Here is a 21889-nt window from a genome sequence, read left to right on the forward strand (position 1 = left end):
TCGGCGCATGCCGTGGGCGCGCAGACGCTGGGCGCGGGGCATGCTCATCGAGGCCGTCATGGGACGGACGGTAATGCCACCACCGGCCGCTCGGTCAAGTGCCGCCCGGCATCTGGGCCGGACCTGATCCGCGGCGATGCCGTGCGATCTGTCTCATCCTTCACATAGTGCTCACACAGCGCGGTACTCTTGCCCTGGTCACGGTCGCTCAGGCGTGTCTCGGGCCGGCTTCCCCACTCCCGCTCATAGCCGAATCCCCTCGCTCCCCGAAGGAGAAGCCTGTGCGATTCCCGTCCTTCGCGCGCCTGCACACCGCCATGGGAGCCGCCGCGCTCTCGCTGCTGCTCGTCGTCCCCCAGGCGCTCTTGGCTCGGGCCGCCGCAGCGCCCCCGGCTCCCCCGATCCTCCAGCGGGCCGTCGGTGAGGCCGTCGGCCAGGCGCAGGCCGGTACCGCGGAGCGGGTCCGGGTCGTCGTCATGCTCAAGGACCAGCCCTCCTCGCCGTCGTCGGCAGCGGAGTCGGTCAATCTCGCCGCGCAGGACTCGCTCATCGCCGCCTGGAGTAGTGCCTACGGCCTGCAGGTCGATGACCGATTCGGCTACCTCGTCAACGGCATGACCGCCACCATGCCCGCGGATAGGGTCACCGCGCTCGCCCTCGACCCCGCCGTGGCATCGGTGCGCAAGGAGCGCGTCTACTACCCGAGCGAGTACTCGGCGCGCAATGAGGAGGGCGTCCCCGCGGCCCTGGCCGGCTATGGCGCCGACGGCACCGGCACGGTCATCTCCATCATCGACTACGGCATCGACCCCTCCCACCCCGACCTGCGCCTCGATGACTGCGGCGCCGCCAAGATCAAGGAAGTCAACCCCTCCGGAGGGCACTTCACCTGCAAAGTCCCCAACGGGTACAACTACGCCGACGAGTCCTTCGAGATCCGCGACCTCACCGGCTCCCAACACGGCCAGCACGTGGCCGGCATCGCCGCCGCCAATGGCTCCCAGGGCAGCGAGCCGGACTTCGCGGCCTCGGGGCGCATCGACGGCGTCGCCCCCAACGCCCAGCTGCTGGCCATGAAGGTCTTCTCCAATGACCCGGCCAAGGCGGGCCAGGCCCGCGACGGGGACATCATCGCCGCGATCGAGGACTCGGTGAAGATGGGCGCCGATGTCATCAACCTCTCCCTGGGCGGCCCCAATGGCGTGCCGGACTCCTCCGACGGCGCCAGGGCGGCCATCGAGCAGGCCCGCCGGGCGGGGGTCCTGACCGTCGCCGCCGCCGGTAACGATGGCCTCAACTTCTCCATCGCACAGGGCCCGGATGACGCGCTGGGCCGCTTCGACGACGGGACCGTGGCCAGCCCCGGCGTCCAGGGATCGGCGCTCACCGTCGCCTCCCTGAACAACTCCCAGTTCACGATTCCCAGCGGGTCTCTTGGCGAGGGCGAGAACGCCATCCCCTTCGACTACGCGCGGCTCGGCGGTGCCGCGCCGAGCACGGCATCGCGGGTGGTCGATGCGGGGCTCGGGCGCGCCCAGGACTACGCGGACGGGGCCGACCTCTCCGGAGCGATCGTGCTGGTCGAGCACGGGGAGAACCCCTTCACGGACAAGCTCGCCAACGCGCAGGCCCGCGGGGCCGCGGGCGTGCTCCTCTTCAACCCCCAGGCGGGTCAGGGCCGGCCCATCAACCCGGCCGGCGCCGAAGCCTACCCCCTGTTCTCCGCGATCATCCCACCCGACCGGGCGCAGGCGATCCGCCAGGCCCTCGCCGAGGACCCGGGCCGGAGGATCCGCTTCGACGGGCCGCCGACGTCGGCCCCCTACCCGGGAGGCACGGCCCCCTCGCCCTTCTCCTCCTGGGGCGCCACCCAGAACCTCGATTTCGAGCCGGAGATCGCTGGCATTGGCGGCGACGTCTACTCCACGGTCGGCTCCGCCGGCTACGCCACCATGGAGGGCAGCTCGATGGCGGCGCCGAACGTCTCGGCCATGGGGGCGCTCCTGCTCCACGACCTGGCCGCGCGCTACCCGCAGATCCAGGGCGCCGAGAGAATCGACCTGGTCAGGACCCTGCTCATGAACACGGCCCGCGTCCCCTCGGCGGCCGACGGCTCCCCAGCCGCTCCGCGCCAGGTGGGCGCCGGGCTGGCGCAGATCGACAAGGCCCTGGCCTCGCCCGTCAGCGCCACCGTCGACGGCGCTCCGTCGGTGGCGCTGCGCGAGGTGAACGCGCCCAGGGCCTTCACCATCACCCTGAAGAACCGTTCCGGCGCCGATGCCTCCTACACACTGCCCGCCCAGGAGGTGCTCACGGAGAGCAACGCCGCCGGTGCGCTGACCACCGTGTTCGTGTCCGCCACCGAGAGCCTGACGCCGTCGAGCACCGAGGTGACCGTGCCCGCGGGCGGCACAGCCACCGTGGATCTCACCCTCGCCCCGGACACTGCCTCCTCCCACTTCATCGAGGGCTGGGTCCGCCTCGTCTCCACCACGGGCGCGCCCGACCTCGTTGTCCCCTACATGGGATTCGTGGGCGACTGGAACGCCGAGTCCATCATCCAGCCCGAGGGCCGGACCTGGGGCATCGCCGGCGGCGCCACGGACACCACCGGTCTCATCGGGAGGGTTGACGCCTACACGGTCCCCGTCGCGGGGGCCGACGGCCAGCGCCGAGCGCTGTCGCCCAACGGCGACGGCAAGATGGACGCCGCCCTGCCCTCGCTCGTCATGATGCGCAACGCGCGGGACATCCACTACGAGGTCCTCGACACGGCGGGCAACCGGGTCGTCGATCTGGGCGATGAGCAGAACGTTCAACGCTTGACGGGCCGGATCTTCGCCAATCCCGCCTACAGCGGCAGCCTCGGCCACGCGGGAGCGGCCTTCGACGGCACCGCTTGGAACGCTCAGGCGGGCGCCTTCCGGGCGCTGCCCGACGGGCAGTACACATACCGGGTCTCCGCGCGCCTCAGCGAGGACTACGGCTGGCAGAACGTCGACCTCCCCCTGACGATCGACACCACCGCGCCCACCGTCACGATCCTGGGCAAGAGCGAATCCTCGGTGCGCTTCACCGTGGAGGACTCCGGCTCCGGGATTATGGGCGAGCCCATGGTGGTCCTGGCCGACGGCACGACCGCGCCCGTGGCAGAGCAGGCGGACGGCTCCTGGACGGCCACGCTCGCTGGCACCACGCCGTACGCGACGATCAGCGCGATCGACGCCGGCTTCAACGTCACCGAGAAGCATGTGATCTACGCCTCCTCCGGGATGTTCGTCGCCGTCGATGGCCACCTGGGCTCCGCCAGCGTCATCCTCGGCGCCGACCAGACCCGCGACATCCCCATCACCGGCTTCGTCACCCCCGACATCACGCGGGTGACCGTCGATGGCGCCGACGCCCCCCTCACGGGCGGTGAGTTCGCCGCCACCCTGGCCGGCAACCACCCCGCCGGCACGGTCATGGTGCGCGGCTACGGCGCCGACGGGGCCCTCATCGACGAGTTCGCCGTCGCCGTCATCCGCGACACGACCCCGCCCACCGTCACCCTCACCGGGGGCGTCGATGAGGCCGGACAGGTGATCGCCGGCGCCGACGGCGCGATCAGCCTGACCGGCGCCGTCTCCGACGACCGCGCCGAGCCGGCGGATATGACCCTGACCATCAATGGTCAGGGCGTGACGATCAAGGAGGACGGCACCTTCAGCCTCGCCACGACCCTCGACCCCTCCACGACCTCCCTCGGCATCGCGCTCAACGATGGGGCCAACACCTCCGCACTCACCGTCCCGGTCGCCGGCCGGGCGCAGGCGCCCGAGGTCGCCGCCATCAGCCTGACCAACGGCGAGTGCTACCGGAACATGATCTGCGAGGTCTCCTCCGGCTCGCCCGATCGCGGCGCCGACGGCGCCTTCACCCTGCGCGGCACCACCAGCGGGGGCGTGGCGAGCCTCGAGCTCACACCCGGCTCGCGCGCGGGGGATGACGGCGTGATCGGCGAGAACGCGCCCATCGCAGCGACCGTGGCGGCGGACGGTTCCTTCACCGCGCCCGTGCCTGCGCCGTCGGGTCTCACCCAGTACCGGGTGGTGGCCCGCGATGCGGCGGGAATGATCCTCACCGAGGGCGTCGTCAGCCTGTACGTGGATGTGATGCCCCCGTCAGCCGACTTCACCGAGCCGCCCCTCCACGGTGGCGAGCTCTACACCAACCAGGACTCGGTGGCCTTCACGGGCACCGTCTCCGACGACCAGTGGGGCTACAGCCTGCGCCTCAACAACGAGGTCGCGGCGGACTTCTTCCGCCGGACCAACCCCGGAGCGAACGTGAATGCGCAGGACTTCTCCGAGTCCCTCGCCGTCAAGGACGGTGACACGCTGTACGTCGGGGCGGTGGACAGTCTGGGCAACTCGCTTGAGGCCCGCATCCCCGTTCATGTGGACAAGGAGGCCCCCGGCGCCGCCCTCGACGCCAAGGATGGCGAGGTCATCCGCGACAAGCACGAGCTGACCGCCACCGCTACCGACCCCAATATGGCCGGCCTGTCGGTGAGTGTGGACGGCAAGGAGGTGGACTCGGTGTCCACATCCCGCGCCAAGCGGCGCACCGACGTCGAGGACGTCCTCGCACCGGCGGGCCGGGCGGCGGGCGGCGATGATGGCGGTGCGGCCCCTGGGGGGCCGGGCGGGCTCTTCGCCGAGCAGACCGGCTCGGTGGACGCGGGTGCCCTCAATATCGCCGTGCCCACGGCCGACATGGCGGCCGGGACCCACGTCATCACCATGACGGCCACGGATCTCGCCGGCAATACGACCACGCTGTCCAGGGCTGTGGTCGTTGATGCCGACGCCGTCATCAACGGGCCGGACTCGGCCACGGTGACCGTCGAGCCCGGAGGCCTCGCCGATCAGTCCGCCGTGGCAGCGAAGGTCCTCGCGCTCTACTCCGTGACTGACGACGGCTCGGCCACGGCCGCCGGTGACACCGCGCTGTCGCTGGCGCCGAGCACCGTGCTCGTGCCGGGGGAGAACACCGTGACCCTCGTGGCCACGGACGCCGCCGGCCGGATCGTGACCCGTCAGGTCACCATCACGATCTCCTCCCCGGAGCAGCCCTCGCCCGGGGGCGACGGTGGCAGCGGCGGCTCCGCTGGGACGGATGGTGCGACTGACGGCTCCGGGAGCACTGGCGCGCAAGGGACTGCGGATGGGCCGACCATCCGGCCCAGCCAGCCCGGTGAGCTGCCCGCCGTGCCTGTCCGGCCGGGCCAGGCTGTCGATGCCGGAGGCCGGTCCTCCGGGCGCCCCCCGATGAACGCGGGGGCCATGGCCAGCACCGGTGCCGACGCGGCGGCCGCACTGGGAATGGCGGCCGTGGCGCTCCTCGCCGGAGGGGCTGTTATCTGGCGCCGCCGTCGGAGCATGGAGCTGTCGAGCACTGCCGCTGAGTGAGACCCGGGCGCGCTGGGCGCTCACTGAGCAGGCGTCGCGAGTGGTTGGGGCCGCCGTCCTCTCAAGGGCGGCGGCCCCAACCGTGCGCTCAGTCCCGACGAAGTGCTGCTATCGTGCAATTTCCGAAAAAATTTTCCCCATTGACACCTGTCGTAGTAGCATGTGTGCGTGCTGCTGACATTCTCTGTCACCAACTTCCGATGCTTCACGGACGAGGCCGTCCTCGATCTCGTCCGTCCGTCCCTGAAGACTCTCATGCCCGGGCGCGACTCCTCCTGGATCCAGGAGACCCAGCGAGCGGCCGTGATCTACGGCGCCAACGCCTCTGGTAAGTCCACGCTGCTCGACGCCCTCGAGGCGCTGCACCGGGCCATCGGCGGTGCGCGCGGAATCCTCTACCAGCCGGACAGGTTCAGGCCGGGCGCCTCGGAGCCCACCACCTACCGGCTCGAGTTCACCGCCGAGGGCGGGCGCTTCGCCTACACGGTGACAGCCGAGGTCTGGGGTATCTCGAGCGAGGAGCTGTGGGAGGTCGGCAGGCGGTGGAAGAAGGTCTTCGCCCGGCGTCAGCCGAGCGCGACTGCTCCTTTGGAGATCTTGGCGGGTCCATCCCTTCGCGGAGCCAATCGCGAGGTCAAGAACCTGACGAGTGCGGATGACCTCTTCCTGGGCGTGGCCTTCCACTACCGCCACGAGACGCTCTTCCCCCTGGTCAAGGAGCTGCGCACCACGTCCTTCGTCCACCATTCGGACGATGGGAGGCTCGCGCGGATCCGCTGGCTCACGATCCGGCTCGCAGATGATCCCCAGGCGTGGGGCGAGATCAGCGCCGCCCTCTCCCAGATGGCGGACTTGGGCATTCTCCGCATCGAGCTTGAGGAGCAGGAGATCCCCCCGAAAGTACTCGAGGAGATCCGCTCCCTCGCCGAGCGCCTTCAGGGTGAGGACGTCGGGCTTCCTGATGAGTTGCTTCGCCAGCTCCGTCATTCCCTGGTCTTCATCCATCGCGGCCCCGACGGCGCCGAATGCCGTCTAGGACTCGGCGCTCAGAGTGAGGGCGCTCTCACCTGGCTCGCCACCGCCGGTCCGGCCATCCAGACCCTGCGTCAGGGCGGTGTGCTCGTCGTCGATGAGCTCGATGCGAGCCTCCACCCCCATCTCGCCTCCGCGCTCATTGAGATGTTCCAGGATCCGGATCTCAATACGACCGGCGCCCAGATCATCGCCACCACGCATGACGCGTCGCTGCTGGGCAACACGCCGACCCCCAGGCTCGAGGCCGCTGAGACGTGGTTCTGCGAGAAGGATGCTGACGGCTCCTCAAGCATTTACTCGCTCGCTGATTTCACGGATCTTCGCCGGGCCAGCAACAAGCAGAAGCGCTACCTCGTGGGCGCTCTCGGCGGTGTTCCCAGGGTCGATCCCTCAGGCCTGCGCCGCCTCCTCGCAGTTACGGGGGACTGAGATGGGTCGAGGAGGGCCGTCTCGGAGGCGCGCGCCCCGCCAGCAGCGCCGAGCGATCATGACGGCGAGAATCGATCTGACTTCCTGCGAGCTTGCGGGAAGCTGAGCAAGAAGAGCCGCCCGGTCCACGGCGTCGTCTCAGTGCCCTGCTTCGAGGTGTGGCTCGCCGCGCACTACTGCCAGGTCCGCAACTACCAGGACCAACATGACGCTCGGCGCCACTGCGCGCAGATCGCTCATGTGCGCGAGGGGGAGAAGTTCCTTCCCAAGGACTTCCCGTGGGATGCCGTTGCGGAGGCCGCCCAACGATGCCGGCTCGCGGGCGTCCCCGAGCCGGAGCTGGGCACGCAGGGTCCCTGCCCATCAACGACCATGCCCCACCTCATGCGCGGCCTCGGCCTCCTCTGAGGAGAACCGGTCTCGCTCCTATTTTCGACCGGTCTCGGCGAATGGGTTGGATCGGCAGGGGCGGGTCATGGGAGGGTGGGCCCATGAAGGACGCGAAGGGGCGTCGGCACACCGCGCCCAGTGCCCACCACGAGGCGCCGGTCAAGCACGGGGCCCCCGGGGCGGGGGAGTCCCGTGCCTACTGGCTCGATACCACCACCCTCGCCTGGCCCGCGAGCCTCCTGCCCACCGGCGTGCTCCCATCCGAGTTGGGCTCGACCGCTCGCCCGCCGGTCTCCTTCGACCTCATCGCCAGCCCGCGCGGCGGCACCGCGGTCGCGGATGGCCTGCTCAGCCTCGGCGACGGCGCCCTCGTCGTTCCTCTCGTCGTCGCCGGGATCATCGACGAGGTCCGTCCCGGGGCGCTCGCCACGCACCCGCCACTCGCCGGATACCTGGCTCTGAGCACGCAGGACGCCATCGCCGGGCCCCGATTGCCCGATGACGCCGTGGAGGCGGCGCTCACCGGTCAGCTGGTGATCGTGCAGCGCACGGTGGACTCCGACGCCGTCGGCCACTGGATCACCGCCTGCACCGGCGTTCAGATCTGGCCGATCCTCGACCTCCTCTACAGCGGCGCGGCCAGCCGCGACGGCTCCGCTCCCCTCGGTCCCACGTGGAGCAGCGGCGGCCGTCGCCAGGATGGGGAGGGCCCCGCCTTCGCGCTCTGGGCGCCCACCGCCGTCGAGGTCGCCCTCCTGAGCTGGGCCGCCGATGACCCCACCGGTTCCGTGCCCCTCATCGATGGCGAGCCCCTGCGCTCCCCCGCCCAGCGCCTGTCGGACGGTCGCTGGGAGGTGCCCGCGAGCCCTCGTATCAGCACGGGGGATCAGTACCTGTGGGAGGTCCGGGTCTACGTCCCCGCCACCGGGCGCATCGAGACGAACCTCGTCACCGACCCGTACTCCACCGCCCTGACGACGGACTCGCGCCGCAGCGTCGCCGTCGACCTCTCCGATCCGGCGCTCGCCCCCGCCGCCTGGGCGAACCAGGCCGCCCCCGTCGCGGGAAGCGAGCTCGGAGGAGACGCCGCCCGGGCCATCTACGAGCTCCACGTGCGTGACTTCTCCGCCGCGGACCCCACCTGCCCGGCCGAGTCGCGCGGGACCTACGCCGCCTTCAGCGCTGACAGCGCGGGAACCCGCAGCCTGCGCGAGCTCTCCGAGGCCGGCATCGACACGCTCCACCTCATGCCGACCTTCGATATCGCCTCCATCCCGGAGGACCGAGCCGCCCAGGCCGTCCCCGATATCCCCGACGGCGTCCACCCAGCCTCGCGCCGCCCCCAGGCGGCGATCGCCGCCGTTGCCGACGACGACGCCTATAACTGGGGCTACGACCCCTACCACTGGGGTGTCCCCGAGGGCTCCTACGCGCGCGCCGGGCACCAGGATGGCGGAGCCCGGATCATCGAGATGCGAGAGATGATCGGCGCCCTGCACGCCATGGGCCTCCAGGTGGTGCTCGACCAGGTGTACAACCACACCGCGGCCAGCGGGCAGGACCCGCGCTCCGTGCTGGACCGAATCGTGCCCGGCTATTACCACCGCCTCGATGCCGCCGGCGCCATCGAGGACTCCACGTGCGCGAACAACATCGCGACCGAGCGGTCCATGGCGGAGCGCCTCATGATCGACATGTGCGTGCGGTGGGCGCGTGACTACCGGGCGGACGGCTTCCGATTCGACCTCATGGGGCACCACTCCGCGGCCACGATGCGCGGCGTGCGCGAGGCCCTGCGTGCGGAGGCGGCTGAGGTGAACGGCCACGACCCCTTCCTCTACGGGGAGGGCTGGAACTTCGGGGAGGTGCGGGACAACAGGCTCTTCGTCCAGGCCGTGCAGGGCCAGTTGACGGGGACCGGCATCGGCTGCTTCAACGACCGCCTGCGCGATGCCCTGCGCGGCGGGAGCGTCGCGGATTCCGACCCGAGGGAGATCCAGGGGCTCGGGACGGGCCTGGCGCAGGCGCCCTCGCCCTTCGACACTCGTCCCGCGGATATCCGGCGGGCGGATCTCGTCTGGCGCGGCGATCTCATCCGCATCGCCCTGGCGGGCAACCTGCGCGACGTGGCGCTGCACTCCGGCCATGGCCACTGGGCGCGGGGCGATGAGCTGCGCTACGGCACGGATCCGGCCGCATTCGCCTCAGAGCCGGTGGAGTCCATCAATTATGTGGACGCCCATGACGACGAGACCCTCTTCGACGTCCTCGCCTACAAGCTCGCCCCGGACGAGCCGATGGAGGCCCGCGCGCGCATGGCGGCGCTGTGCCTGGGCGTGGTCGCGCTCGGGCAGTCGCCGGCGTTCTGGGCGGCCGGCGCGGAGATGCTGCGCTCGAAGTCCCTGGATCGCGATTCCTACAACTCCGGGGATCACTTCAACGCCCTCGACTGGTTATGCGCGGACAACGGTTGGGGACGGGGCCTGCCCCCTGCCGAGCGCAACTTCGACCGGTGGCTCATGCAGGCCGGGCTGCTCACTCGCCCCGGGCTGCGGCCCACCGCCGAGCGCATCGCCGCGACCCGCGCCCAGTGCCTCGACTTCCTGCGGCTGCGGCGATCCACCCCGTTGCTGGCGCTGGGCAGCGCCGAGCTCATCCGGGAACGGGTCTCCTTCCCGGTCACCGGCGATCCTGGCGTCATCGTCATGGTGATCGACGACGGCGCCGGGCCCGCTGATCTCGACCCGACCCTCGACGGCCTCGCCGTGGTCATCAACGCGGGAGCCCGGGAATCAGTGGTGCGCCCGGGCTCCATGATGGGGCGCGGATTCATCCTCAGCCCGATCCAGGCCGCGGGTGCGGATGGCGTCGTCAAGGGCACGGCCTTCAATCCGACCACGGGCGAGCTGTGCGTCCCCGCGCGCACGGTGGCGGTGCTCATCGAGCCCTGAGCGAGTGGGACGTCACTATCCTCCCGCCGGGGCGTCACCGCGTCACCGGTGGACGCCGGTGAGGCGCGCGCAAGGCATGGAGGAGCGGGGGAGCACAGGAAATAGCCCGGGCCCGTCTCGAGGAGACGGGCCCGGGCTCCGCACAGGAAGGTGAACGATATGGGGTGCGCCAGCTCAGCAGAGCCAGCCCATGAAGTAGGCGCAGCGGATGTGCCAGTAGGCCGGGGCGACGGCGTTGCCGGACCGGTCGAACTGGGAAGCGGCCTGAGGGGCCTTGGGGCTGGCCTCGGCGGCCGAGGCGGCCGGGGCGACAGCGGTGAGAAGAGAAGCGGCGAGGAGGGCGCCTGCCAGGGTGCGACGACGGGTCACGGTGATCTCCTATGTTGGGGTCAGGGAGCTCTGTAGTGGCTCCAGTCTTACGGGTTCATGGGACACCGCCATCGCCCCTAGGGTCAAGGGCTCTCATTCTTTTGTAGGACTGATTTGTCTCGGGAAGGTCCCGGAAGGATCCGCGCCGGGACCGAGTGGGAGGGTGAGTGTGAGGGTCCAGTGGTGGTCGGTGGTGGTGTGGGTGAGGGTTCCGTCGAGGGCTTGGGCGCGTTCGTGCAGTCCGATGAGTCCGAGTCCTGAGGTTAGGGCGGGGTCGGTGGGTCGGTGGTGGTCGGCGATGGGGTTGGTGGCCAGGAGGGTGGCTTGGTGGGGGGTGGCGCCGATGATGATGGTGCAGTGGGCGTCTTTGGCGGCGTATTTGGTCATGTTGGCGACGGTTTCGTCGAGGGCGCGGGTCAGGGTGGTGGTGATGGTGGGGGGTAGGTGGGTGAGTTCGCCGTCGGTGGTGATGGTGGCGTGTAGGCCGGCGTTGGTCAGGGTGGTGCGGGCGTTGGTGATGGCTTGGGTGAGGCTGGGGGTGGGTGCTGTGGGGGTGGGGGTGTCTTGGCGCAGGAGGCGCAGCATGGTGCGCAGGTCGGTTACCGACCGATGACCCATCGCCATGACGTCCTCCAGGGCGCTCGCCACGCACCGACTGCGCGGGTGCTGGCCCAGCGCCTGCTGGGCCAGGAGCACCATCTGGGTGTTGGCGCGGGCGAGGGTGTCGTGCAGGTCCCTCGCGATCGCGGTCCGCTGCGCGGCCAGGGCGGCGAGGCGCTCCGCCTCCATCCGCTCCATCTGCGCGCGGAAGTAGAGCAGGGCCATCCCCGCGCTCGCCGAGCCGCAGAGGAGGACCGGTGCCTGGAGGATCACGTAGGCGCCGGCGCCACCGGCCTGCGCGCGGAGGGTGACGTTGACGCAGGAGGACGCCAGGATGAGGCCCGCCTGTCGGAAGCGTCTGACGGGGATGAGGAGCGCGGGGCTGAGGAATCCTGCTGTCTCGAGTGGGGCCGCGAGGAGCAGGTGGGGCGCGGCGGCGATGCCCGTGGCCAGGGTGATCGGGACTGCCCAGGGGAAGCGGTCGATGAGCAGTAGGCAGGCAACCGCGAGAATGCTCGTGGTAAGTGTGAGATCCTGGAAGTATGTGACGAGCGCGGTCGCTTGGAAGACGACGAACGCTAATATGACGGCCAGGCGCAGGGCGTTCCGGGTCTGATACCGGTGCGGATCGAGCACGCCCAGGAATCTCATGAGAGGCCGCTCGAGAGGCCCCTGCGGTGCGCCTCGACGACGATCTCCAGCCTGCTCGCGACATTCATCTTCCGCATGATCGCGGAGACGTGGGTCTTCACCGTGGTCTCGGCGACGTTGAGGCGGCGGGCGATCTGGTGGTTGGAGCGCGCCTGGCACAGGAGCTCGAGGACCTCCTTCTCCCGCTCGGAGAGGTCGAGCTCCTCGGCGGCATTCGTCTTCGGGGGCTGGCCGGAGATGTAGCGGTCGAGGATCCTGCTCGTGGGGCCCGGCGAGAGAACCTTGTCGCCCTCGTGGATCGTGCGGATCGCGGCGATGAGCTCGGCCGGGGGCGTCGTCTTGAGGAGGAAGCCGGAGGCTCCCGCGGCCAGCCCTCCGTCGAGGAAGGTGTCGTCGTCGAAGGTCGTCAGGATGAGCACGCTCGTGGCCGGCGAGATCTCCCGCACGCGCCGGGTGGCCGTTACCCCGTCGAGGATGGGCATCTGCACATCCATGAGGACCACGTCGACGGTGCGCTCGTGGACGATGCTCACCGCGTCGGCGCCGTTCTCCGCCGTCGCCACCACCTCGATGCCGGGCGCGTCCCGCAGGGTGCTGGCGATGGTATTGCGCACGATCGGGTCGTCGTCGACGACGATGATGCGGATGTCGCGGTCAGTGGCTGAGGGGGGCATGGCTCGTCTCCAGGGAGAGTGGGAGGGTGAGTGTGAGGGTCCAGTGGTGGTCGGTGGTGGTGTGGGTGAGGGTTCCGTCGAGGGCTTGGGCGCGTTCGTGCAGTCCGATGAGTCCGAGTCCTGAGGTTAGGGCGGGGTCGGTGGGTCGGTGGTGGTCGGCGATGGGGTTGGTGGCCAGGAGGGTGGCTTGGTGGGGGGTGGCGCCGATGATGATGGTGCAGTGGGCGTCTTTGGCGGCGTATTTGGTCATGTTGGCGACGGTTTCGTCGAGGGCGCGGGTCAGGGTGGTGGTGATGGTGGGGGGTAGGTGGGTGAGTTCGCCGTCGGTGGTGATGGTGGCGTGTAGGCCGGCGTTGGTCAGGGTGGTGCGGGCGTTGGTGATGGCTTGGGTGAGGCTGGGGGTGGGTGCTGTGGGGGTGGGGGTGTCTTGGCGCAGGAGGCGCAGCATGGTGCGCAGGTCGGTTACCGACCGATGACCCATCGCCGCGATCTCGTCGAGGAGCGCGGCGACGCGCGGCTCCTCCTCCGCCAGGGGGCGCGCGGCCTGGACCCGCATGACCATCTGGGTGTTGGCGCGGGCGAGGGTGTCGTGCAGGTCCCTCGCGATCGCGGCCCGCTGCGTGCTCAGAGCCGCCTCCCGGAGCCTCCTCTCCCGCGCCACCATCTCGTGGGAGTAGCGCAGGACGAAGCCGATATTGGCGCCCGAGGCGAGCAGGAACACCTCAACCAGCGGCACATCCGTCAGGGGATAGCCGAGGATGAGCGCCGCCAGCCAGCCGGTGGGGAAGCAGAGGAAGAGCGAGGCCGCCTGGCGAACCCTGCCGTCGACGATGAGCAGGGGGATGATGGTGATGCTCGCCAGGAGCGCCGCGGTCAGGAATGACCTGGCCACGAGTGGGACGGTGACCACCATGAGGACGCAGGTGACCGTCCAGGGGAATCGGCGGCACAGCACTGGCGCGGGCACGGACAGCAGGGAGGCCGTCGTGTACAGGTCAGTGCCATTCGCGCTGAGGTCGGCTCCGGCCAGGAGCAGGAGGAGAGCGGTGAGAACGCCGCGGACCGTCCACTGGATACGGGGTGCGTGAGGCCGTTTCCGCCACGGGGTGCGGGGAGCGGGGAGCGTCCCCAGGGGTGCGGATGCCGGGCTCATATAGCGAGGCTAGCCCACCTTCCTGGACGGAAGGTGGGTCAGTCGGCGACGGTGGTGTTGCATCCGCCACGGGGTCGACGGCTCCGCGTCCATGGCGGCAAGCGGTCATCGCCGTCGACCTCAGGGCGAGCGATCCGCCTTTGGGAGGAGCGGCGTCGCGCGGAAGGCAGGATTCCGCCCCGGCGGCTGAGAGGCGATGCTGAATTGAGTCCGACGGCAGCCGGCGACCCGCCTCCTGCCGACCGGTGTCCGGGATCGCATCCATCGCGGTCGCGGATGTAATGAACCCTGATACTGCGACCGACTGCTGAGCGCCTGACGGCAACTGCCACGACGCGCTCCGGCACGGGAGGATTGAGCCCATGACCGCTGCCCTCGGCGCCTTCGCGACGCGCGATGGCCACGCCGCCGCGGTGAGCGCTCGGGGCGTCAAGCAGTCCTTCCGTGGGCGGGAGATCCTCCACGACGTCGACCTCGTGGTGGAGCCCGGGTCTTTCCACGGGCTGATCGGTCCGAGCGGAGCGGGCAAGACCGCGCTGCTGAAGGTCCTCTACGGCGCGCGGCGGGCTCAGGCCGGCGAGGTCTCCCTTCTCGGCCGCGCCCCCGACGGCCGCGACTGCGCGCTCCTGGCGCGGGTCGGCGTGCAGGGCGCGGTATCAGCCTTCTTCTCGCATGCCACCGTGTGGGAGCACCTGAGCACGGTGGCCTCCCTCATGGGGGCATCTCAGGCCCGCGCCCACCAGTTCCTCGACCAGATGGGCCTGGGCAGGCTGCGTGACTGGCGCGTGGAGTTGATCCCGGTGGGCGCCCGTCGAATGCTGGTCCTCGCCTCCGCGATGGTGCACCACCCGGAGGTCCTCTTCCTCGACGAGCCCATGGCCGATCTGGACACCTCGGAGCGAGCCGATCTCCTGGACGCGCTCGATGAGGCGCGTGACGAGGGGACTACCGTGGTCTGCGCCGCCCGCCTCCTCGGCGAGCTGGGGACCCTGTGCGATGCCGTCTCCGTTCTCGATGAGGGCCGAGTGGTCGCCGTCGGGCCGGCCTCCTCCTTCGTCGCCGACTCGAATCGGTGCCTGACCCCGCAGCTCGGTCGGACCGCTTTGCACCGGCCTCGGGGCCGCATCGGCGCGCTCGATCCCATGCCCGGCGTCCTGGGTTCCAGGGGGGTGCTGGCATGAGCCCCTACAAGGCGCTGACCCGCTCACTGGCCCGGACCTACCTGCGCGATCCCGTTGCTCTCGTCTTCTCCCTCGTGCTGTCGCCCGTGCTGCTCGTCGGCCTCACGTTTGCCACGGGCGGGCGGACCGTCGCGGCCTCGGGCCCGGTGCTCGACGTCATCGGTCCCGGCGTCATGACCTTCGCCGCGGCCTGCACCGGGGTGCTCGCCGGCGCTCGCGGTGTGGCCGATTGGCGGGACTCGGGCCTGGGAGCGCTTCTGCGCTGCGCGCCGGTGCGGGTGCCCACGCTCCTGTCCGCCGTGCTCAGCGTGGCGATCGTCGTCGCGCTCGTGCAGGCGCTCGTCCTCGCCGCCATCGGACTCGGCATGGGCGCCGGGATGACCGCTACGGCATGGATCCCCCTCGCTTTGGTCCCGACCGTCCTGGGGACGTTCCTGTTCTGCTCGGTCGGCGTCCTCGTGGGGGTCGTGGCACCGTCAGCCGCGGTGGCCACCGCCGTCGTCCTGGCGATCGTGGCTCCCATGGTCATTCTCTCGTCCGCTGCCGCGATGACTGGCTCCCTCCCCGGGGTCCAGGCCCTTTCCTCATTCCTTCCCACCACATACCTGCTGGATGGGCTGCGTTGGCCGCTGACGAGTGTCGGCGATGCCGCCCACGCCCTGTTCGGCTGGTCCATACTCGCCGCTGGCGGCGCTTCTCTCTTCGGGGCCGCCACGTGGTGCATGCGCTGGGAGTAAGCGGATTTGTGCGAGGGCCAAGCGCCCCGCCGAAACCACGCGCATGGTGAAAGCGCCTCTGCCCATCTCGGGCGGGGGCGCTTTCGCCTGTTCGAGCGGGCGGTGGCCGCCGCCCACCGGTCACCAAGGGCTGATCTTCCGATTACCGGCTTCTCAGTTACCTGCCGCCGGTCACTGGTTACCTGCTGCGAGCCGCTGGCTGTCGGTCGCCAAGGATCAGTCCCCGCCCGCCAGCCACCGCTCCTCGGGTCTTCCCCGCGCTGCGCCTTCGCCCCTGAGATACCGTTTCACCTCGAAGAAACCGTCTCGCCCCGGTGTTGCGCCCTCAAACTGCGAGAATGAGGGCGCAACACCGGGGCGAGACGGTATGTGCGGGCTGAGACCGTATCTGTGGGGTGAGGCGGTATCTGTAGGCCTAGGGCGTGTGAGTGCTCAGCGCAGGGGGACGATGCCGCCATTGGCGAGGATTTTCAGAAACCTCTCGGGTCGCATGAGGTCATCCCATGTCCATCGGATCACTTTGAGACCGGTAACGACCTCAATGCGGTTCTCCCTCTGACGCTCGTCGAGCAGGGCCCGCTCGGGAGCTATGCCGCTGACCTCGCGCCGGTATTTGCCCGCGCCGTCGAACTCTCCGACGCGCCGCAGCTCCGGCCAGGAAAAATCCACGCGGGCGACGAATCTCCCATCGCGGTCGTAGTAGGAGACCTGCAGGTCGGGAGTGGGCAGGTGCTGCTCGATGAGAACGGCACGGGACAGGCTCTCGCCCACGGATTCTGAGCGCGCGTCACCGTGCTTGAGACAGAGGCGCGCCCGTGAGTTGCCTTGGCGCCCTGGCTGGGTCGCGATGATGTCGAGCAGTTCCTCGGGCGTGGCGAGCCTCTCGCGGAGAACATGGTCGAGAGTGACGAGCCCGGATTGGAAGGAACGGTGGCGCATGAGGTCAACCGCGGTATGCGCTGGATCGGTCACCGGCAGGCCGTGCGCCATGACGATGGGGGTGTCCTCCGGGGCAGTGGCGACATGCGCCAGTGGCGTGGTGTCTCCGTGGCGGCCGCCAGGGAGCACGAACTGCAGACGACTCGGCAGGGGGCCGATCATGGGGATGCCTAGGACGACAGCGGCGGATTCGCGAGCGAGGACTCCGGTGCGCCGTCCGCGTGGCGCGTGCGCGTTGGCGAGGATCCTCACCAGGTGTCGTTTGGTGTAGGGCAGGGAGTCCCATTCCTTCCGCGGCGCGTAGACGCCGGGCCGTAGGCGGTAGAGCTCCGCGCGCGGTCCCTGGCTGCGCCGGAAGAGGGTGGAATGGGGGCCGCCCGCCGGGTCCTCGTCCGCGAGGAGCAGGTGGACCGGGCTGCTCAGTGGTGCTTGCCGGCCTGTGGTATTGGAGAGGAGCGCGCTCATGGGTACGACGGTCCCAGGAGGATTGCGCTCCTACCGAGCTCTCTCCACAGGGGTGACTGAGGGAGATGCCTCGGAGGCGGTGTGGTTCTCAGGATAGAGATACCGTCTCGCCCCCGAGATACCGTTTCACCTCGAAGAAACCGTCTCGCCCCGGTGTTGCGCCCTCAAACTGCGAGAATGAGGGCGCAACACCGGGGCGAGACGGTATGTGCGGGCTGAGACCGTATCTGCGGGGTGAGGCGGTATGCATTGCGGGCCGTGTTCCAGTTGGGGGCGCGGCCCGTCCGCGGTCCACTCCCGCTCAGGCCTGCTGGCCCCGGTGGACGGCTTCGAGCATGAGGGTGGCGACGTCGGCGACGCGCACATCCGCCCCCTCGCCGGCGACGCCGTCGGAGAGCATCGTGGTGCAGAAGGGGCAGGCGGTGGCGATGACTCGCGCGCCCGTGCCAATGGCCTCGCGTGAGCGCTCGACGGCGATGCGCGTCCCGATGGACTCCTCCATGAATGCCCTCGCCCCGCCGCCGCCGCAGCAGAAGGCCTCCTCGTGGTGGCGGGGCATCTCGACGGCGGTCGCGCCCGTGGCCTCCAGGAGCTCGCGCGGCGGGGAGTAGACGCGGTTGTGCCGCCCCAGGTAGCAGGCGTCGTGATAGGTGACAGCGGGGATGGTGCTGGGGACGGTACTGGCGGCGGTGGGTGAGGCGGCGCCGTCCCCCGGGGCGCTGCCGGCGCTGTCCGCGGCTCCGCTCCCAGACTCGGGCGGGGCCGGCCTCAGGCGCCCTTCGCGCACGAGGCGGTTGAGCAGCTGCGTGTGGTGCAGGACCTCGTACTGGCCGCCGACCTGCGGGTATTCGCGGGCCAGGGTGTTGAAGCAGTGCGCGCAGGTGACCACGATGCGCGTCGCCCCGGCCTCGTCGAGGGTTTCGATGTTCTGGGCGGCGAGCATCTGGAAAAGGATCTCGTTGCCGGCGCGGCGGGCCGGGTCGCCGGTGCAGGACTCGGCGTCGCCGAGCACCGCGAAGCTCACCCCCGCGGTGTGCAGGAGCTCGGCGACGGCGCGGGTGGTCTTCTTCGCGCGGTCCTCGAAGGCCCCGGCGCAGCCCACCCAGAAGAGGTAGTCGACGTCGGCTGCGGACTCCACGTCGTCCCCGATGACGGGCACGTCGAAGTCGAGTCCCTTGGCCCAGTCCATGCGCTTGCGGGCCGCCAGGCCCCAGGGGTTGCCCTTGGACTCGAGCTTGCGGAACATGCCGCCGAGCTCCTTGGGGAAGGCGGACTCCATGAGGACCTGCTGGCGGCGCACGTCCACCACGTGGTCGACGTGCTCGATGTCCACGGGGCACTGCTCCACGCAGGCGCCGCAGGTGGTGCAGGCCCACAGGACATCGGCGGGGATGACATCGCCCGCCAGGGGGGCGGGCCGGGCGGCGACGCCGGTCTCGGTGGGCGCGGCCTTGGCGGCCAGCAGCGCGCCGAGGATGTCGCCGGTGTGGGCCGAGCCTGGGGCGAGCCCGGCGCTGCCGGTGGGGCTGGAGATGCCCCGGGTGGGCAGGGCGTCGTCGTCAACCTCCTCAGGGGCGACCCCGAGCTCGGCGGCGGCGCGCAGGTAGGGCGCGGCGGCGGCCGCGTGGTCGCGCAGGGCCAGGGTGAAGAGCTTGGGGGACAGGGGCTTGCCGGTGTTCCAGGCGGGGCAGAGGTCCTGGCAGCGGCCGCACTCGGTGCAGGTGTTGAAGTCGAGCAGGCCCTTCCAGGTGAACTCCTCGATGCGCCCCACGCCCAGGCGCACCTCGGGGCCAGTGCCCTCGTCGGCGGCCTCCATGGCGGCGTCGAGGTCGTCCATCGTCTGGGCGGTGAGGGGGCTGCCGTTGGGCAGCGTGATGGGGGCGAGCGGTCCGAGGGCCTTGGAGCCGTCGAGCTCGCGGCGCGCGTAGATGTTGATGAAGGCGAGGAAGCGGTGCCAGGCCACGCCCATGGACGGCTGGCGGCCGACGACGACGAACCACGCCATGGATACCACCACCTTGATGGTGGCCACGATGGTGATCGCGGCGGCCAGGCCCGTGTATCCCAGGGGCTCGAGCGCGGCGCCGACCCAGGCGGTGAGCGGGAATCGCGTCCAGGTGGCCAGGGCGCGCTCCGCGGCGTCGGGGGAGGCGGCCAGGTGAGCGTGCTCCAGCATCCGCAGCGCGAGGACGCAGGCGACGACGGCGGCGATGATCCCCTCCACGAAATGCGCCTGGCGGGCGGTGGAGCCGGCGAAGCGGGAGGTGCGGGGGCGCGCGCCCCCCTCGGAGTCGGCGGCGTAGGGCGGTTCGGCCGCGCCCCGGCGGGTGAGGCGCCGGCGCACGGCCACGAGGTGGATGATGCCGGCCAGGCTCAGCCAGGCGATGATGTCGACGACCCACCCCCACCAGGCGGCGTGCCCGAGAAGCGGCAGGGTGAAGGCCGCGCCGCCGAGCACCTGCCCGTACCCGGTGACCAGGGTGAGGAAGAGCAGCGGGAAGCTGATCATGACCAGCCAGTGGGCGGCCCGGATCCAGGGGCGTCTCCGGAAGGCCCGGTGGTTGAGCGCGGCGGAGAGGGAGAGCCAGGCGCGGCGGCCGACGGGGCGCAGGCGCTCGCGGGGCACGGAGCGGCCGACCCGCAGTCTCCGGGCGATCGTCAGGCTGGCGCGGCCGAAGACGGTCACGCCGACGATGGTCGACACGAGCACGATGGCGGCGCAGACGGCCTGGAGAACCTCGAGCGATGTCACGGGCCCCAGCCTACGTGCGCGGCGGCGCCCCGCCCGTCATCAGGGCCGGCTGGTGAGCGCGTATGGGAGGGTGCGGGGCCCGGGGCGGTCGGGGCTGAGGGGCGCGTTGCGCAGGAGGCGGTCGGTCCGGTCCGGGTCGATGATCAGAGACCATCAGGCTCGGGGCCAACGGTTCCACGGCCCGCGACGTTCGGGAATGGGGAGTTCTCTCAGGAGGTGAGGGGGTTGTGGCCACGACCGCCGTACCAGGCGGCCGCCTTGCGGAGGGCGAGCTCGCGGGTCACGGCCAGCGCGGCTCCGGAGAGGGCGGCGAAGGCGACGACCTCCATGAGCCGGTAGTCCAGGAGCTGGGACTCGTCGTTGGGGGCCGGCTTGCCGGTGACGGTCTTCCAGACGGTGCCCAGCGCCCTGTCGGCGACGAAGCCGGCGGCCAGGGTGGCGACGGCAGCAGTCGCCTTCCAGGCGAAGTCAACGGTGGTCTTGCCGGGCATGGCGGGGCTCCTTCGGTCGGCGGGCGATGCGATGGGACGATCATGCCCCATCTTTGCGCCCTCACCCCCGAGATACCGTCTCATCCCAGCGTTGCGCCCTCAAACTGCAAGGATGAGGGCGCAACAGCGGGCCGAGACGGTATCTGCGGGCCGAGGGCGCAAGAAGAGGAAGGGGAAGAGATCCGGGGCGCGCAGTGGGACCGCATGACCCGCGCCCGGCTATGCTGGGGCCACTACGACAGGGGAGCGCCGAATCCCGCCGCCGATGGTGGGGCGGGCGCTGAGAGTGCGGGGAACCGCAGACCCTCGAACCTGCTCCGGCTCGCACCGGCGAAGGAAGTCGAGTTCTCCCCGCGCGCCGCCCGGGCGCGGGCCCTCCAGGCACCCGACCAGGAGGCATCATGACCGCTACGACCACCCCGACCAGCCCCAATGCCCCGCGCCGCACGGCTCCCGCGCCGATCCTCACCCGTCGCGCCCTGCTCGCCGGCTCGGCGGCCGTCACCGCTGCCACCGCCCTGACGGCCTGCGGCAAGAAGGGCGGCGACGACGCCAATACGATCACCGTCCTCACCCACGACGACTTCAACCTCCCCGAGGACCTCCTCGCCGCCTTCCAGAAGGACTCCGGCCTGACGGTGTCCATCTCGAAGTCCGGCAGCGGCGGCGAGCTCGCCAACCAGCTCGTCCTCACCAAGGACGCGCCACTGGGCGATGCCTTCTTCGGCGTCGACAACTCATTCATCTCCCGCTTGGCCGCGAGCGGCGTGGTCGATCCCGCCTCCACCATCACCCTGCCCGCCGGCGCCGAGGACTACCTCGTGGACGGCGCCGCCGCCATCGCCCCCATCGATTTCGGCGAGGTCGCCCTCAACTACGACGTCGCCTACCTCACCGATCACGGCCTCACGCCACCAGCCTCCTTCGAGGATCTCACCAAGCCCGAGAACAAGGGGCTCGCCGTCCTCATCAACCCCTCCACCTCCACCACCGGCCTGTGCTTCCTGCTGGCCACCATCGCGCATTTCGGGGAGGACGGCTTCGCCGACTACTGGAAGCGGCTCGTGGCCAACGGCGCCAAGATCGTCGAGGGCTGGACCGCCGCTTACAGCGTCGACTTCTCCGCGGGCGAGGGCAGGGGCGCCTATCCGATCGTCCTGTCCTACTCCTCCTCGCCCGCCGCCACCGTCAGCGCCGATGGGACGACGTCGACCACCGCCTCCGTCCCGGCCACCGCCTTCCGGCAGATCGAGTATGCGGGCGTCCTGGCCGGCGCCAAGAACCCCTCCGGCGCCAAGGCCTTCATCGAATGGCTCCTCAACAAGGACGTCCAGACGGCGATCCCCGACTCGATGTACATGTACCCCGTCAGCGCCGAGGCGACGCTCAGCCCCGCCATGACGACCTTCGGCGCCCTCTCGGCCTCCCCGCTCGCCCTCGATCCCGCCGCCATCGCCGACAAGCGCGAGACCTGGCTCGCCGCCTGGACCGAGGCCGTCGGGCAGTGAGGCCGGGGCCGGGTGCGGGGCGGCTCTCGCCTGTGGCGATGTCTCCACGCCAGGCAGGGGTGGGGGCGGCCCTCCGCGGGCGTGGCGGGGCCGGCGGGAGCGCCCCGAGGA

Annotated in this window: 14 protein-coding genes; 7 read left to right on the forward strand and 7 right to left on the reverse strand. The window is 70.5% G+C overall.

What is annotated here, in order from left to right:
- Positions 1-281 precede the first annotated feature (281 nt).
- From B6G06_RS00300 to pulA, 4 genes are all read left to right on the forward strand, one after another.
- On the forward strand, positions 282-5453 hold the full coding sequence (locus B6G06_RS00300; RefSeq protein WP_081170377.1) for a S8 family serine peptidase: 5172 nt from the start codon (positions 282-284) through the stop codon (positions 5451-5453).
- A 168-nt stretch (positions 5454-5621) separates the two neighbouring features.
- A complete protein-coding gene (locus B6G06_RS00305) occupies positions 5622-6917 on the forward strand; it encodes an AAA family ATPase (protein ID WP_081170379.1) in 1296 nt (431 codons plus the stop codon).
- Between the two features lie 102 nt (positions 6918-7019).
- Entirely contained in the window at positions 7020-7325 is a 306-nt protein-coding gene (locus tag B6G06_RS00310) for an RloB domain-containing protein (protein ID WP_240494135.1), read from the forward strand.
- Between the two features lie 83 nt (positions 7326-7408).
- Positions 7409-10258 (forward strand): pullulanase-type alpha-1,6-glucosidase, encoded by a 2850-nt coding sequence (gene pulA / locus B6G06_RS00315; RefSeq protein WP_081170383.1) that lies wholly within the window; start codon positions 7409-7411, stop codon positions 10256-10258.
- Between the two features lie 174 nt (positions 10259-10432).
- On the opposite strand, the gene B6G06_RS00320 is transcribed toward pulA, so the two are convergent.
- The 4 genes from B6G06_RS00320 to B6G06_RS10590 all read right to left on the reverse strand — a co-directional run bounded on the left by B6G06_RS00320 (position 10433) and on the right by B6G06_RS10590 (position 13705).
- On the reverse strand, positions 10433-10627 hold the full coding sequence (locus tag B6G06_RS00320; protein ID WP_080462358.1) for a hypothetical protein: 195 nt from the start codon (positions 10625-10627) through the stop codon (positions 10433-10435).
- Between the two features lie 93 nt (positions 10628-10720).
- Complete coding sequence (locus B6G06_RS00325; RefSeq protein WP_081170385.1) at positions 10721-11878, reverse strand: sensor histidine kinase; 1158 nt, start codon at positions 11876-11878, stop codon at positions 10721-10723.
- Positions 11875-12552: a response regulator transcription factor gene (locus B6G06_RS00330; protein ID WP_080463529.1), complete on the reverse strand. Its 678-nt coding sequence runs from the start codon at positions 12550-12552 to the stop codon at positions 11875-11877. The genes B6G06_RS00325 and B6G06_RS00330 overlap by 4 nt, the downstream gene beginning before the upstream one ends.
- A complete protein-coding gene (locus B6G06_RS10590; protein ID WP_081170387.1) occupies positions 12533-13705 on the reverse strand; it encodes a sensor histidine kinase in 1173 nt (390 codons plus the stop codon). The genes B6G06_RS00330 and B6G06_RS10590 overlap by 20 nt, the downstream gene beginning before the upstream one ends.
- A gap of 362 nt (positions 13706-14067) precedes the next feature.
- On the opposite strand from B6G06_RS10590, the gene B6G06_RS00340 reads away from it, so the two are divergent.
- Together B6G06_RS00340 and B6G06_RS00345 are read left to right on the forward strand one after the other, a co-directional pair.
- Positions 14068-14886, forward strand: a complete 819-nt coding sequence (locus B6G06_RS00340; protein WP_081170390.1) for an ATP-binding cassette domain-containing protein — start codon at positions 14068-14070, stop codon at positions 14884-14886.
- On the forward strand, positions 14883-15623 hold the full coding sequence (locus tag B6G06_RS00345) for an ABC transporter permease (RefSeq protein ID WP_081170392.1): 741 nt from the start codon (positions 14883-14885) through the stop codon (positions 15621-15623). Before B6G06_RS00340 ends, B6G06_RS00345 begins: the two co-directional genes overlap by 4 nt.
- A 432-nt stretch (positions 15624-16055) precedes the next feature.
- Here B6G06_RS00345 and B6G06_RS00350 read toward each other — a convergent pair whose 3' ends face one another.
- The 3 genes from B6G06_RS00350 to B6G06_RS00360 all read right to left on the reverse strand — a co-directional run bounded on the left by B6G06_RS00350 (position 16056) and on the right by B6G06_RS00360 (position 20270).
- Entirely contained in the window at positions 16056-17027 is a 972-nt protein-coding gene (locus tag B6G06_RS00350; RefSeq protein WP_081170394.1) for a hypothetical protein, read from the reverse strand.
- A gap of 301 nt (positions 17028-17328) precedes the next feature.
- Positions 17329-19779 carry a (Fe-S)-binding protein gene (locus B6G06_RS00355; protein ID WP_081170396.1) on the reverse strand — a complete coding sequence of 817 codons (2451 nt, stop codon included), beginning with the start codon at positions 19777-19779 and terminating at the stop codon, positions 17329-17331.
- A gap of 209 nt (positions 19780-19988) precedes the next feature.
- Positions 19989-20270 (reverse strand): DUF4235 domain-containing protein, encoded by a 282-nt coding sequence (locus B6G06_RS00360; RefSeq protein WP_080462915.1) that lies wholly within the window; start codon positions 20268-20270, stop codon positions 19989-19991.
- A 401-nt stretch (positions 20271-20671) separates the two neighbouring features.
- On the opposite strand from B6G06_RS00360, the gene B6G06_RS00365 reads away from it, so the two are divergent.
- Positions 20672-21778, forward strand: coding sequence for a thiamine ABC transporter substrate-binding protein (locus B6G06_RS00365; RefSeq protein ID WP_081170398.1), 1107 nt, complete (start codon positions 20672-20674; stop codon positions 21776-21778).
- The last annotated feature ends 111 nt before the right edge of the window (positions 21779-21889 follow it).

It is taken from the genome of Actinomyces gaoshouyii, from assembly GCF_002076915.1.
In the GTDB taxonomy this organism is placed as follows: domain Bacteria; phylum Actinomycetota; class Actinomycetes; order Actinomycetales; family Actinomycetaceae; genus Actinomyces; species Actinomyces gaoshouyii.